Below are 463 nucleotides of genomic sequence, written 5' to 3'. Positions count from 1 at the left end.
GGCGCCTGGAGGAACGGCTGGAGTTCGCGCCGTTCCCACTGTCACGGCTGTCGAAACTCACCGGCTGGGACGTGCCTTTCAACCCAGTGCGCCCGCTGCCACCTGTGGGCGGACTGCCTCGGCTGCACGGCATCGAACCCGAGGAGGTGGACGTCAGCCTGCCGCTGGGCGAGCGCGTCGGGCACTCATTGGTCTTGGGGACAACCCGCGTGGGAAAGACGCGGCTGGCCGAGTTATTCGTGACGCAGGACATCCGCCGGAAGAACGTCGCAGGCGAGCACGAGGTCGTGATCGTCATTGACCCCAAGGGCGACGCCGACCTCCTGAAGCGGATGTACGTCGAGGCGCAACGCGCAGGCCGCGAGGGAGAGTTCTATGTGTTCCATTTGGGGTGGCCGGACATTTCCGCCCGTTATAACGCCGTGGGGCGCTTTGGACGCATCAGCGAGGTGGCGACCCGCAT

The 463-nt window shown here is 65.9% G+C and carries 1 pseudogene; it reads left to right on the top strand.

Annotated features, from left to right (window positions below):
• A pseudogene (locus K206_RS40670) lies at positions 1 to 463 on the top strand (conjugative coupling factor TraD, PFGI-1 class); the annotation flags it as partial.

This window comes from Cupriavidus sp. WS (assembly GCF_000395345.1).
In the GTDB taxonomy this organism is placed as follows: Bacteria; Pseudomonadota; Gammaproteobacteria; order Burkholderiales; family Burkholderiaceae; genus Cupriavidus; species Cupriavidus basilensis_B.
The sequence above is the reverse complement of the archived record's forward strand: the minus strand, read 5'-3'. Positions and strand labels throughout refer to the sequence as shown.